The organism is Paraburkholderia sp. PREW-6R, from assembly GCF_039621805.1.
GTDB lineage: Bacteria > Pseudomonadota > Gammaproteobacteria > Burkholderiales > Burkholderiaceae > Paraburkholderia.
Genome location: NZ_CP155073.1, coordinates 1110406 through 1123943 on the forward strand (window position 1 = coordinate 1110406; position 13538 = coordinate 1123943).

The following is a 13538-nucleotide window of genomic DNA, read 5'->3' on the forward strand; positions in this document are numbered from 1 at the left end:
GTGCCGCGCAACGTCAATCCTCAATCGCCGCGATACTCCACCTTGAACTGCGCAGCCTTGTCCTCGCCGAGCGCATTCACGAGCCAGGGCATCTGCTCCTTCAGCGTTTTCGCCAGTGTGTACGGCGGATTCAGAATGAACATCCCGCTGCCGTATAGCCCAAAGCCGTCCGCTGGCGGATTGCTGACCGTCAACGTGACATGCAGCCAGTTGCGGTCCTGAAGTTTCTTCAGTTGATCGGGAAAACGCTGCGACTCGGGCCGCCTCACCTGCGGATACCAGATCGCATAAGTGCCCGTCGGAAAACGCTTCAGACTTTCCTCGACGCAGCGCAGCGTGCGCGTGTAGTCGCGTTTGTCCTCGTAAGACGGGTCCAGCAGGATCAGCGCGCGGCGCGGCGCCGGTGGCAGCAGCGCGAGAATGCCGTCGAAACCGTCGCCCGCGTAAAGCATTGCGCGGCGCCCGGCGTCACGGAAGTTGTGCCGCAGCACGTCGATTTCAGTGGTGTGCAACTCGAACAGACGCATGCGGTCCTGCTCACGCAACTGCCGCCACGCGATGTACGGCGAGCCGGGATAAAAGCGCAACTGGCCATCCGGATTGAGCGCATTGACTTCATCGACGTACTCGGCAAAAACGGGCGGCAGATCATTGCGTTCCCACAGCTTCGCAATACCCGTCTGGAATTCGCCGGTTTTTGTTGCGAAGCCTTCCTTCAGCGAATAGACGCCGGCGCCCGCATGCGTGTCGATATACCAGTAGGCTTTGTCTTTCTGGCCAAGGTAGCGCAGGAGTTGCAACACGACGGCGTGTTTGAGAACGTCGGCATGATTGCCTGCATGAAAGGCGTGGCGGTAGCTGAGCATGATGAGAAAGACGCTGAAAGAGGGCGTGCCGGGCCGAGGCGGACCGGCAAGGCGGATGCAATGCGGCGGCACAGACAACGTGCGGAGCGGTCGCGTATTGTACGCGACCGCGCGCCGGGCCCTTCAATGCAAAGCGGCTCAGCTGTAACTGTCGCCGACGATCGCCTCGATCCGCTCCTTGATCTCGGGCGTGATCTTTTCCGCCACTTCCGCCGATTTCATGTTTTCGCCGATCTGCTCGACCCGCGATGCGCCGGTAATCACCGTGCTCACATGGGGATTTTTCAGAATCCAGCCGATCGCCAGTTGGCCGATCGTGCAGCCGAGCTGGTCGGCGACTTCGCCGAGCTGACCAACCACGTTGTTCTTGCCGGCGTCGGTGACCTGCTTGCGCAGCCAGTCGTAGCCCTGGAGTTGCGCGCGGCTGTTGGCGGGCACGCCGTCGCGATACTTGCCCGTAAGCAGGCCGGATGCGAGCGGACTCCAGGTGGTCAGGCCGAGCCCGACGTCCTCATAAAGCCGCTTGTATTCCTGCTCGACACGCTTGCGGTGAAACAGGTTGTATTGCGGCTGCTCCATCACGGGCTTGTGCAGGCTGTAACGATCCGCGATGTCATACGCGGCGCGGATTTCATCGGCGCTCCATTCCGATGTGCCCCAGTACAGCGCCTTGCCGCGCGTGATCATGTCGCTCATCGCCCAAACGGTTTCCTCGATGGGCGTGTTCGGGTCAGGACGATGACAGAACGCGAGATCCACATAATCGAGCTGCATGCGTTTGAGTGATGCGTCGATCGCGTTCAGCAGATACTTGCGATTCAGTGTGTGATACTGATTCGGCGCTTCCTCGCGTCCCCAGAAAAACTTGGTCGACACGATATAGCTGATGCGCGGCCACGCCAGTTCCTTGAGCGCCTGGCCCATGATTTCCTCGGACTTTCCGCCTGCGTAGACCTCGGCGTTGTCGAAGAAATTGACACCCGCGTCGCGCGCGGCGGCAAGCGATTCACGCGCGGCATGCGTGTCCACCTGATTGCCATAGGTGACCCACGAGCCGATGGACAATTCGCTGACTTGCAGGCCGGAGCGGCCCAGACGTCGATAGTTCATGCATTTCTCCTTTATAGGGATGCCACTGAAGTGTCACCGGAGCGCCGGCCGCCGGAGTGCCCGCCACCGGAGCGCCGGCCGCCGGAGTGCCGGCCACCGGAGCGCCGGCCACCGGAGCGCCGGCCTGGAATGCTGCCGAAGCCGTTTAGTTTAAAGACATACGTTCCGACGTGCTTTTGACCGATCGAGTTCACACGGTTCATGCACAATAGCAGCGTTGGCCGCCGTGCAGCATCAGCCAGACGGCCTATATCGTCTGGCCGACTTCACGCCGCCCGCGGCTCGTGGTCTCATTGCTCATCAACTGCAGGGAGGTTCTGGATGTCCTCAACGAATACGAATCTGAATGGTAAGGTCGCGGTGGTTACCGGAGCCGCGAGCGGCATCGGCAAGCAGATCGCGCTTACGCTGTCCGCAGCAGGCGCGGCGGTCGCCATCGCCGACCTGAATCAGGACGGCGCGAACGCCGTCGCCGAAGAGATCAAAGCGAAGGGCGGCAAGGCAATCGGCGTGGCGATGGACGTCACGAACGAAGACGCCGTCAATCAGGGTATCGACAAGGTCGCCGAAGAACTCGGCTCGATCGATATTCTCATTTCCAATGCCGGCATTCAGATTGTCAATCCGATCGAAAATTACTCGTTTTCCGACTGGAAGAAGATGCAGGCGATTCACGTGGACGGCGCGTTCCTGACCACCAAGGCCGCGCTCAAGCACATGTACAAAGATGACCGCGGCGGCATCGTCATTTACATGGGCTCCGTGCATTCGCATGAAGCGTCGCCGCTCAAGTCCGCGTATGTGACGGCCAAGCATGCGCTGCTCGGTCTCGCGCGCGTGCTCGCCAAGGAGGGCGCGAAGCACAACGTGCGCTCGCATGTGGTGTGTCCGGGTTTCGTGCGTACGCCGCTTGTCGACAAACAGATTCCCGAGCAGGCCCGGGAACTCAACATCAGCGAAGACGAAGTTGTCAAACGCGTCATGCTCGGCGGCACGGTGGACGGCATTTTCACGACGGTCGAGGACGTGGCGGAAACCGTGCTGTTCCTGTCTACGTTCCCGTCGGCCGCGTTGACCGGTCAGTCCTTTATCGTGAGCCACGGCTGGTACATGCATTAAGGAGCCGCCGATGGCCCAACGCAATCTCAAACGGGCGCGCGCCGGCATGTCCGTCGACGGGGAGGCTGACGGCGCAGGTTCGGCGCCCGCCATTCATACGAGTCGGCATCTTCATTTGCCTGACTATGAAACCGTCGCACTGATGTTGCAGGGCGGTGGCGCGTTGGGCGCCTATCAGGCGGGCGTCTTTCAGGGACTCTATGAAGCTGGCATCGAACCGAACTGGCTTGCCGGCATTTCAATCGGCGCGTTGAACACGGCGATCATCGCCGGCAATCCGCCGGAGAAGCGCGTCGAGCGTTTGCTGCAGTTCTGGGAAACGATCTGCCAGCCGGCGTTCGGTCCGCCGCTGCCGGCTTTCATCGAGCACGCGCTGTTCAATTCGAGCGATGCCGTGCGCAAGGCATTTACCGCCACGCAGGCGGTGAGTGCGATTGTCGAAGGGCAGAAAGGCTTTTTCGTGCCGCGCTTTCCGCCGCCGTTGCCCGCTGTATCCGGGCCGCCGCAAATGGCCAGCTACTACGACACCACGCCACTGAAAGCTACGCTCGAAGCGCTTTGCGATTTCGACCGGATCAATTCGCGCGAAATGCGCGTGTCGGTGGGCGCGGTGAATTGCGGCACCGGTAATTTCGCGTACTTCGACAACACGCACACGACGCTGCGGCCCGAGCACTTCATGGCGTCGGGCGCGTTGCCGCCGGGCTTTGCCGCCGTCGAGATCGACGGCCAGTATTACTGGGACGGCGGTCTGATGTCGAACACACCGCTCTATGAAGTGATTCAGTCCACGCCGCGCCGCGACACGCTCGCTTTTCAGGTCGATCTGTGGAGCGCGATTGGTCCGGTGCCGGATAGCATCACCGACGTGCAGGGGCGCATGAAAGACATTCAGTATTCGAGCCGAACGCGTCTTGTCACCGACATGCTGCAGCGCTCGCAACGTTTCAGACACGTGCTGCGTGAGGTGCTGGATCGCGTGCCGTCGGATCAACGCGACGATCCGTGGTGCAAGCTGGCCGAAGACCTGTCCTGCTCCAAGCGCTACAACGTGATCCACCTCATCTACCGGCAAAAGGAATACGAGGGGCATTACAAGGACTTCCAGTTCGGCTTGTCCACGATGCGTGAGCATTGGCAAAGCGGTCTCGACGACATCAATCACTCGCTCTCGCAGCCGGACTGGCTGGCCATGCCGAATAACGACGCCGGATTCATCACGCACGACATCCATCGGGACAGGCGCTAGGCAGCCAACCGCATGCGCATCGCGCGTTACAGCAGAGATCGCGCGCGAGACTAACAGCAACGCAATAAAAAACGGCGCCCCGATGCAGGGACGCCGTTTCAACAGCCTGTGCCAGCGGAAGCACGCATCGGCAGCACGCCACTGGCCATGCGCCACTGGCCGTGGGCCACTAGCGGTGCACCACTGGCCATGCGCCACTAGCCGTGCACTTCGAAGCCGCCCGCTTACTTCAATACGTGGGCGATTGCATTTGCCACTGTGTCGAGGTTGCGCGTGTTCAGCGCAGCCACGCAAATGCGGCCCGTGCTCACCGCATAAATGCCGAACTCTTCACGCAACCGGTCCACTTGCGGCGCGGTCAGGCCGGAATACGAGAACATGCCGCGCTGCGCGTTCACAAAGCTGAAGTCGCGATCCACGCCGCTTGCCTTCAGGCGTTCCACCAGCCCGTTGCGCATCGCGCGGATGCGATCGCGCATTTCGGCAAGTTCGGTTTCCCACGTGGCACGCAGTTCCGGCGAGGCCAGCACCGCGGCGACTACCGAGCCGCCGTGCGTGGGCGGGTTCGAATAGTTCGTGCGGATCACGCGCTTCAGTTGCGACAGCACGCGCGACGCTTCTTCCTTGCTCGACGTGATGATCGACAGCGCGCCGACGCGCTCGCCGTACAGCGAGAACGACTTCGAGAACGACGACGAGACGAACACATTCAGTTCCGCCGCTGCGAACAGACGCACGGCTGCGGCGTCCGACTCGATGTTGTCGCCGAACCCCTGATACGCAATGTCGAGAAACGGCACGAGATTGCGCGCCTTGACGACTTCGACCACCTGCTTCCACTGGTCGACCGTCAGATCCACGCCGGTCGGGTTGTGGCAGCACGCGTGCAGCACGACGACGGTGCCGGCGGCGTAGCTGTTCAGCGCGCTCAGCATGCCATCGAAATTCACGCCGTGCGTATGGGCGTCGTAGTACGGATACGAGATAACTTCGAAGCCGGCGCCTTCAAAGAGCGCGCGGTGGTTCTCCCAGCTCGGGTCGCTGATGGCGACCTTGCCGTTCGGGTTCAGGCGCTTCAGAAAGTCCGCGCCGATCTTCAATGCGCCCGTGCCGCCCAACGCCTGCGCCGTCACGACGCGGCCTGCTGCGATCAGCGGCGAGTCGTTGCCGAGCAGCAGCTTTTGCACGGCTGCGTCGTAGGCGGCAATGCCTTCGATCGGCAGATAGCCGCGCGGCAGCGCGGCTTCGACACGCGCTTTTTCCGCGTCGCGAACGGCGCGCAACAGCGGGATCTTGCCTTCTTCATTGAAATACACGCCGACGCCAAGATTGACCTTGGTGGCGCGTGCGTCGGCATTGAAAGCTTCGTTCAGGCCCAGAATCGGGTCGCGGGGAGCAAGTTCGACGGCGGAGAACAGAGACATGATGGATGGGCAGCAGTAGTGAAAAGAAGGCGGTGTAAGGCGCGAGCGGCCCGGCCGGTCAGCACGTCTCGTGGAAAACGTAGGCGGACGGCGGACAGCAACGAACAGGCGCAGCTTGGCATTGTAGCGAATCCGTGACCGCTTTTCGGGCAACCCGCCCCGTGAGCCCGGTCTTTTTGCTTGAAAAAGAGGCATGCAGGCATCAATTAGATCACCCGGGCGCGCTCAGCCCGCGATCCCGCAACCCGTTAGAATGATTCTTTGCCCGAGGCCCGGTGCCGCCCCACATGTCCGAACAACATCTGACTGAAGCCGAAGACGCGCTGGACGAATCCAAGTTCGTCACGTTCGAAGGCTCGCCGTTCCAGCTGTATCAACCGTATCCGCCCGCCGGCGACCAGCCGACGGCCATCGATACGCTCGTCGAAGGCGTCGAGGACGGTTTGTCGTTCCAGACGCTGCTCGGTGTGACCGGCTCGGGCAAGACCTTCACCATGGCCAACACGATCGCGCGGCTCGGCCGCCCGGCGATTGTGTTCGCGCCGAACAAGACGCTCGCCGCGCAGCTCTACTCGGAGTTTCGCGAGTTCTTCCCGCGCAACGCGGTCGAGTATTTCGTCTCGTACTACGACTACTACCAGCCGGAAGCGTATGTGCCGCAGCGCGACCTGTTCATCGAGAAAGACTCGTCGATCAACGAGCATATCGAGCAGATGCGCCTGTCCGCCACGAAAAGCCTGATGGAGCGGCGCGACGTGGTGATCGTAGCCACGGTGTCGGCGATTTACGGTATCGGCAATCCGTCCGAATATCACCAGATGATTCTGACGCTGCGCACGGGCGACAAGCTCGGCCAGCGCGACATCATCGCGCGGCTGATCGCGATGCAGTACAACCGGAACGAGGCGGATTTCCAGCGCGGCTCGTTTCGCGTGCGGGGCGACACCATCGACATTTTCCCGGCCGAACACGCGGAAATGGCCGTGCGCGTGGAACTGTTCGACGACGAGGTCGAAACGCTGCAACTGTTCGATCCGCTCACGGGCCGTGTGCGGCAGAAAATTCCCCGTTTCACCGTCTATCCGTCGTCGCACTACGTGACGCCGCGCGACACGGTGGTGCGCGCCGTCGAAACGATCAAGAACGAATTGCGCGAGCGGCTGGAGTTTTTTTATAGCGAGGGCAAGCTGGTAGAAGCGCAACGGCTCGAACAGCGCACCCGCTTCGATCTGGAAATGTTGCAGGAGCTTGGCTTCTGCAAGGGCATTGAAAATTACTCGCGGCATTTCTCGGGCGCGGCGCCCGGCGAGCCGCCGCCTACGCTCGTCGACTATCTGCCTCCTGATGCGATCATGCTGCTCGACGAGTCGCACGTGCTGATCGGTCAGCTGAACGGCATGTACAACGGCGACCGCGCGCGTAAGGAAAATCTCGTCGACTACGGGTTCCGGTTGCCGTCCGCGCTGGATAACCGGCCGCTGAAGTTCAACGAGTTCGAACGCAAGATGCGCCAGGTCGTGTACGTGTCGGCCACGCCCGCGGACTACGAGCAGAAAACGTCGGGCCAGGTGGCGGAGCAGCTCGTGCGTCCTACCGGCCTCGTGGATCCCGAAATCGAGGTCCGGCCCGCGCGTAGTCAGGTGGACGACGTGCTGGCCGAGATCAACGAGCGCGTGAAGGCTGGCGACCGCGTGCTGGTCACCGTGCTGACCAAGCGCATGGCCGAGCAGCTCACCGAATTCCTCGCGGACCACGGCATCAAGGTGCGCTATCTGCATAGCGATATCGATACGGTGGAGCGCGTCGAAATCATCCGCGATTTGCGACTCGGCACGTTCGACGTGCTGGTGGGGATCAACCTGCTGCGCGAAGGGCTGGATATCCCGGAAGTGTCGCTGGTCGCCATTCTCGATGCGGACAAGGAAGGTTTTCTGCGTGCGGAGCGCTCGCTGATCCAGACGATTGGCCGGGCGGCGCGGAATGTGAACGGCAAGGCGATTCTGTACGCCGACAAGATCACGGACTCCATGCGCCGTGCGATCGACGAAACCGAGCGGCGGCGCGCGAAGCAGATTGCGTTCAATCTCGAAAGAGGGATTACGCCGCGCGGCGTGGTCAAGCGCATTCGCGACATTATCGACGGTGTATACAACGTCGACGACGCACGCGCTGAACTGAAGGAACAGCAAACCCGCGCGAAGTTCGAGGACATGTCCGAGAAGCAGCTTGCCAAGGAGCTCAAGCGGCTCGAAAAACAGATGATGGAGCACGCCAAGAACCTCGAATTCGAAAAGGCAGCGCAGACGCGCGACCAGTTGGCGCTGCTGCGGCAGCGCGTGTTTGGCGCGAACGTCGGCGATCACGTTTCTGGCGTCGACTAGCAAGCTGGACATGTTTTTCGGAAAGGGCGTGGCACTGTGCCGCGCCCTTTTTGTTGGGGCCGTCGCCCCGGTAGAAACGTCGGTGCTTTTCAGGTGTCACAAGTCCTTAAAACTGCCTTAAAACCCTTTTGCCGTAAGGCCTTGCCCGCGCTGTGGTTTGTCCAGACCGGAGAAGAATGATAGACTCGTATAATATTGAGAATGGTTCGCATTAACGTTCATTCGCTCCGGTTGCTTGCGGTCGAGCAGTTACCCATTCGCCGTAAGCGGGGCGAGCCTGCGGAATGCGCCATTTAAGACGAGTCGATTCCAGCTAAAAGAACAGGAGTGTCAATGCGGTTTTCTTCATTCGTACGTGGTGGCGTGGTCGCCGTAGCCGCGGTGGCAACCTTTTCCGCAACAGCGGCGGAGTACCCGATCGGCAAGCAGCACGTTCAGGACGGCATGGAAGTCGGCGCCGTTTATCTGCAGCCGATCACGATGGAACCTGAAGGCATGATGCGCAAGGCATCGGACTCGGACGTCCACCTCGAGGCGGATATTCATGCGGTCAAGAATAATCCCACCGGTTTCGCGGAGGGCGACTGGATGCCCTATCTGCAAGTGCACTACGAGCTGACAAAGGCCGGCTCGAGCCAGGCGCAGAAGGGCGATCTGATGCCCATGGTCGCCAACGACGGGCCGCACTACGGCGACAACGTCAAGCTGCAAGGTCCGGGCAAGTACCACCTGAAGCTGATCGTCGAACCGCCGATGCAGACGGGTCATATGGCGTTCGGGCGTCACGTCGACAAGGAAACCGGCGTGGGTCCGTGGTTCAAGCCGTTCACGATCGAATACGACTTCACGTTTGCAGGCATCGGCAAGAAGGGCGGCTATTGATCGGGTCATCCTGCCGGCTCACGCGGCGTGGCCGCGTCGCCGGCGCAGGCCCGAAGCAGGCGTGGAACACCACGCGATTGAATTGCAGCAGGCGGCGCGTTGGGCATCAATCCCGTCGCGCTGCGTTTTCCGGAAAGGCTAATGGGAATCAACCGAAAGATCGCGATGTTCATCGCCGCGCTGTCGCTGACGCTAGCGGGCGCGGCTCACGCAGCGGATCTCCCTACGTTCAAGCTGGAGATGAACGACGGCAAGCTGAATCCTGCGCGCATCGAGGTGCCGGCGGGGCAGCGGATCAAGATCGAAGTGCGCAACACCGGCAAGGGCGCGGCCGAGTTTGAAAGCGTGCAGTTGCGCAAGGAAAAGGTGCTGGCGCCGGGCGCGGACTCGTTCGTCGTCATCGCTCCGCTCGAGCCTGGCGAATACCGGTTTTTCGACGATTTTCATCAGCAGGCGCAGGGTGTGATCGTCGCCAGATAGCGGTTTGGCACGCGTCGGCAACGTATTGCGGCGATGCGCGCAATGGCAGTCGCAGCAAGGAAGGGAGAGTTCGATGGGTCAGGTTCTGTTTATTGTGTGGCGGGAAAGTGTCGAGGCGCTGCTGGTCGTCGGCATCCTGTACGCATGGCTGAAAAATGGCGACGACGATGCGCGTCGCGGTTTGCCCTATCTGTGGGGCGGCGTGGCGGCGGGCGTGATCGCGGCGGTGGCGCTAGGCGCTGCGCTGGTGGGCTTTACCGAAGTGCTGTCCGGCGACGCGCAGGATTATTTTCAGACGGCGATGGTGCTGATCGCGTGCGTGCTGATCGTGCAGATGGTGCTGTGGATGAAGCAGCACGGCCGCACGCTCAAGCGCGACATGGAACAGTCGCTGCAAAAGAGTCAGCGCGACTCGAACTGGTGGGGCGTCGCGTTGCTGGTTGCGCTGGCGATTGCACGCGAAGGCAGCGAGACGGTGATTTTCCTGTACGGCCTCGGTTTCGGCCAGTCCGGTCACGTGGACGGCAGCCAGATGCTCGCCGTTCTGATCGGCCTGGGTCTCGCGTTTCTCACGTTCTACGTGCTGCAACTGGGCGGCAAGTTCTTTTCCTGGCGACTATTTTTCCGCGTCACGGAAATCATGCTGTTGTTCCTTGGCGCAGGGCTGTTCCAGACCGGCGTCGACAAGCTGATCGACAAGGAAATCCTGCCGACGCTCGTCGACCAGATGTGGAATTCGTCGGCGATTCTCGATGACTCCAGCACTTTCGGTTCCCTCGTCGCCACGCTCACCGGCTATCGTGCTCACCCGGCGCTGATGAATCTGCTGGCGTATGCCGCTTACTGGGCGGTGGTCTATCTGCTGGTGCGCCGCGCGAGCCGCAAGCCGGCGCGGCAAGCGGCAGGGCGCACGGCATGAGCACGGTCATGTCCCGTCCGGGCCGCCTCGCGGCGGCTGGACAGTGGATGCAGCGTCACGGCGCTGTGATTCGCGGCATCCAGTGGGTCGTGGTGGCCGTGTACGCGTTTCTCATCATCGTGCCGGCGATCCTGCCGCTGCCCGATGACACAGCGCATCTGTGGAACAACCTTACGCTCGCCGCGCAGTTTGTGTTCTGGGGCATCTGGTGGCCGTTCGTCCTGCTGTCGATGGTGATGCTTGGCCGCGTGTGGTGCGGCGTGCTGTGCCCGGAGGGTGCGCTCGCCGAATTCGCCAGCAAGCACGGTCGCGGCCGCGCGATTCCACACTGGATGCGCTGGGGCGGCTGGCCGTTCGTCGCGTTTGGCATCACGACGATTTACGGGCAGATGGTGAGCGTCTACCAGTATCCGAAGGCGGTGCTGCTGGTGCTGGGCGGCTCGACCTTCGCGGCGATGATCATCGGCCTGTTGTACGGACGCGAGAAGCGTGTCTGGTGCAAGTATCTGTGCCCCGTCAACGGGGTTTTTTCGCTTCTGGCGCGCCTCGCGCCGTTTCACTACAAGGTCGACGAAGACGCGTGGCGCCGCTCGTACAAGAACGGTGAACACGGGCATCGCGTGATTCCGATCAACTGCGCGCCGCTCGTGCCTTTGCGCAATATGAAGGGCGCGTCCGACTGTCATATGTGCGGCCGTTGCAGCGGGCACCGCGACGCGATCGCGCTGACATGGCGCGCACCGTCATCGGAAGTCGTGCAGCTGGGCGACAAGCAGGCCAATCCGTGGGACACGGCGCTGATCCTGTACGGCCTGCTCGGGATCGCGATCGGCGCGTTCCACTGGACGGCGTCGCGCTGGTTCATCGATCTGAAGATGTTCTTTGCGACCTGGCTCGTCGATCACGACATCACATGGCCGCTCGACACCAACGCGCCGTGGTTCCTGTTCACGCACTACCCCGAGCAGAACGACGTGTTCTCGTGGCTCGACGGCGGTATGGTGATCGGCTATATCCTCGCCACGGCGCTCGTGTACGGCACGGCATTACTGCTGCTGCTGATGGGCGCAACCCGCATGCTGGGGCGTCTGAATGCGGTGCGGCTGCATCATCTAACGCAGGGGCTCATACCAATTGCCGGCGCCGGCGTGTTTCTCGGTTTGTCGGCGACCACCTTGTCGCTGCTGCGCGCTGAGCACGTGTCGTTGTGGTGGGCGTCGGACATGCGTATCGCGATTCTCGCGGTCGCCAATCTGTGGAGCGCGTGGCTCGCGTGGCTCGTCACGCGGCGCTATAGCGAGCGCTTCGTTCAGCGCGCCCTTGCGATGCTCTGGTTTGCCGCGGCACTCGCCGTCGTGGATAGCGCGTGGTGGTTGATGTTCTGGGGCTGGTCGTCGAAGTAATCGCGTCAGTGAATCGCCGCAGGAAGCAAAAAAGCCGTGGAGATGCGACCATCCCACGGCTTTTGTCTGTCTGCATGATGGTGCACGGCGTGTCGTGCAATCGCATCGGGTGAGAACCAAAAAAGCGGCGTGGCTTGCTGCGACGGCTGGCTTGTCGTTTGCACGAAGGGGTCTAGTTCTCACGTGCAAGCCGTCGTGGCTGGCTAATGCCCAACACCTCTCGAGGAGGTGGTCCCCACAATACCCGGTACTGCTGTTCCTGCTGCCCGACTATTTCGTCAGGATCAGCTTGCCAAGACGCGTGGCGCGCAACTGATAGGTCTCGCCGTTGTGCGTGATGCTGATGTGGCTATGTCCTTGCAGCAATGCGTCGCTGCGTACGGTTCGCTCCGACGTTTCGCCCGAGTTTTTTTCAAGGCCCGTCGCCGCTCTCGTGGCGGCCGTAGTTTGCGTCGATGCCTTCGAACGGCTAGTCAACGCCGCCGCTGGACGGCGCAAGCTGAGCGTAGAAGGGCGCGTGAGATCGGTCATTGGTTTTGTGCTGTTCGTCGATTCGATGAATTCATTCTAAATGATAACTATTCCCATTTACAAATAAGAGAAATCGATTGGTGCGAGGTTCTGATAGTCGAGAAAGGTAGGCAAGCGGCGGCGCGATGTGAACGCCCGCCGCGGTGACGTCAGTGCAATGAACCTGGTTCCTGTTTCGTCTGAACGAACTGGCGTATCAGCCGCACCGTATCGATGTCGTTCTCGCGATACGCCGATTTGACGATCTCCTGCGTCTGCACGGCGTCCTGGTCATCGGACACGGGCAGGGTGGTCGCATATTCGAAACGCAGGAACAATTGCAGTTCGTCTGGCTGCTCGATGGTCATGGTGAGCGAGCCACCGACATGATCGGCCGTCGGCAGGATGTCGTAACGCACGCTTTGGCTATCCTGCAACGTGACGCGGTCGCGCACGGTCGCGTGGCCGTAATGCAATTCGCGCTCGAGAACGTTGCCTTCGCGCGAAACAATCGTGCAGCTGTCGAGCCCCATGACGAAGAGCTGCGGCTGCTCGGCGCGCAGCACGAGACCTTCCCACAGTTGCTCGCGGGTCATCGAGTCGACAAAAGGATTCAACGGATCGTTGATCTGGATGAGATGTTCGAAATTCAAAACGACGGCTTCCTATGAAATATGAAAGCGTTGCAACACGACGGCGCAGTCTTGACGCCGATGGCGCCGCGTAGACCGCTCCGGTCGGTCAGGCGTCAGGCTACCGCAAGTCCCGAGCGTATCGTCACCTGATGCGTGAGAATCTTGTGGACGGGACACGCATTGGCAATTTGCAAAAGCCGTTCCCGCTGTTCGTCGGAAAGATCGCCTTCCAGCACGATCTTCCGGTCGATGGTCGAGCCCGCCTCGCCGGATTCGAAACTGAGCGACACGCGGACGTCGGCAAGCGGCCAACCCTTGCGTTGAGCGTACATCTTCAGCGTGATGGATGTGCACGCGCCAAGGCTTGATAACAACAACGAAATGGGTGTGGGCCCGCGGTCGCCGCCGCCGAGCGCCTCGGGCTCGTCGGCGAGCCACGTATGACGGGCGTCGTCGAAAAGGACCTGGAAATTCGTCGAACCGATATGGGCGGTGACGTTGGGTTCTGCCATGCGTGCTCCTGAACTGGGATGAAGACCCGCCACGCGCCGTGGCCGGTC

At 61.3% G+C, this 13538-nt stretch carries 13 protein-coding genes; 7 read left to right on the forward strand and 6 right to left on the reverse strand.

All coding sequences use genetic code 11. The features are described 5' to 3' along the window. Positions 1 to 20: 20 nt before the first annotated feature. Positions 21 to 866, reverse strand: coding sequence for a 23S rRNA (adenine(2030)-N(6))-methyltransferase RlmJ (rlmJ, locus tag AAGS40_RS04875; protein WP_345813575.1), 846 nt, complete (start codon positions 864 to 866; stop codon positions 21 to 23). A gap of 138 nt (positions 867 to 1004) precedes the next feature. Beyond that, a complete protein-coding gene (locus AAGS40_RS04880; RefSeq protein WP_345813576.1) occupies positions 1005 to 1976 on the reverse strand; it encodes an aldo/keto reductase in 972 nt (323 codons plus the stop codon). Between the two features lie 321 nt (positions 1977 to 2297). Here AAGS40_RS04880 and AAGS40_RS04885 point away from each other — a divergent pair, with 321 nt between their 5' ends. Beyond that, positions 2298 to 3095: a 3-hydroxybutyrate dehydrogenase gene (locus tag AAGS40_RS04885; RefSeq protein ID WP_345813577.1), complete on the forward strand. Its 798-nt coding sequence runs from the start codon at positions 2298 to 2300 to the stop codon at positions 3093 to 3095. Between the two features lie 10 nt (positions 3096 to 3105). Next, positions 3106 to 4344 carry a patatin-like phospholipase family protein gene (locus AAGS40_RS04890; protein WP_345813578.1) on the forward strand — a complete coding sequence of 413 codons (1239 nt, stop codon included), beginning with the start codon at positions 3106 to 3108 and terminating at the stop codon, positions 4342 to 4344. A gap of 224 nt (positions 4345 to 4568) precedes the next feature. Here the strand turns inward: AAGS40_RS04890 and AAGS40_RS04895 are convergent, their stop codons facing one another. Then, entirely contained in the window at positions 4569 to 5768 is a 1200-nt protein-coding gene (locus AAGS40_RS04895) for an amino acid aminotransferase (protein ID WP_345813579.1), read from the reverse strand. A gap of 287 nt (positions 5769 to 6055) precedes the next feature. On the opposite strand from AAGS40_RS04895, the gene uvrB reads away from it, so the two are divergent. The 5 genes from uvrB to AAGS40_RS04920 all read left to right on the forward strand — a co-directional run bounded on the left by uvrB (position 6056) and on the right by AAGS40_RS04920 (position 11833). Then, positions 6056 to 8149 carry an excinuclease ABC subunit UvrB gene (gene uvrB, locus AAGS40_RS04900; RefSeq protein WP_345813580.1) on the forward strand — a complete coding sequence of 698 codons (2094 nt, stop codon included), beginning with the start codon at positions 6056 to 6058 and terminating at the stop codon, positions 8147 to 8149. A gap of 333 nt (positions 8150 to 8482) precedes the next feature. Beyond that, positions 8483 to 9031: an iron transporter gene (locus tag AAGS40_RS04905; RefSeq protein ID WP_345813581.1), complete on the forward strand. Its 549-nt coding sequence runs from the start codon at positions 8483 to 8485 to the stop codon at positions 9029 to 9031. A 141-nt stretch (positions 9032 to 9172) separates the two neighbouring features. Next, positions 9173 to 9511: a cupredoxin domain-containing protein gene (locus tag AAGS40_RS04910; RefSeq protein WP_345813582.1), complete on the forward strand. Its 339-nt coding sequence runs from the start codon at positions 9173 to 9175 to the stop codon at positions 9509 to 9511. A 73-nt stretch (positions 9512 to 9584) separates the two neighbouring features. Next, positions 9585 to 10430: an FTR1 family protein gene (locus AAGS40_RS04915; RefSeq protein ID WP_345813583.1), complete on the forward strand. Its 846-nt coding sequence runs from the start codon at positions 9585 to 9587 to the stop codon at positions 10428 to 10430. Next, positions 10427 to 11833 (forward strand): 4Fe-4S binding protein, encoded by a 1407-nt coding sequence (locus AAGS40_RS04920; protein WP_345813584.1) that lies wholly within the window; start codon positions 10427 to 10429, stop codon positions 11831 to 11833. The genes AAGS40_RS04915 and AAGS40_RS04920 overlap by 4 nt, the downstream gene beginning before the upstream one ends. 270 nt (positions 11834 to 12103) lie before the next feature. Here AAGS40_RS04920 and AAGS40_RS04925 read toward each other — a convergent pair whose 3' ends face one another. From AAGS40_RS04925 to AAGS40_RS04935, 3 genes are all read right to left on the reverse strand, one after another. Next, the gene (locus tag AAGS40_RS04925) at positions 12104 to 12364 is read right to left on the reverse strand and encodes a hemin uptake protein HemP (RefSeq protein ID WP_345813585.1); all 261 of its coding nucleotides are present in this window, start codon (positions 12362 to 12364) and stop codon (positions 12104 to 12106) included. Between the two features lie 149 nt (positions 12365 to 12513). After that, complete coding sequence (locus AAGS40_RS04930; protein WP_345813586.1) at positions 12514 to 12996, reverse strand: SRPBCC family protein; 483 nt, start codon at positions 12994 to 12996, stop codon at positions 12514 to 12516. Between the two features lie 95 nt (positions 12997 to 13091). Further along, positions 13092 to 13490, reverse strand: coding sequence for an OsmC family protein (locus AAGS40_RS04935; protein WP_345813588.1), 399 nt, complete (start codon positions 13488 to 13490; stop codon positions 13092 to 13094). Positions 13491 to 13538 lie beyond the last annotated feature (48 nt).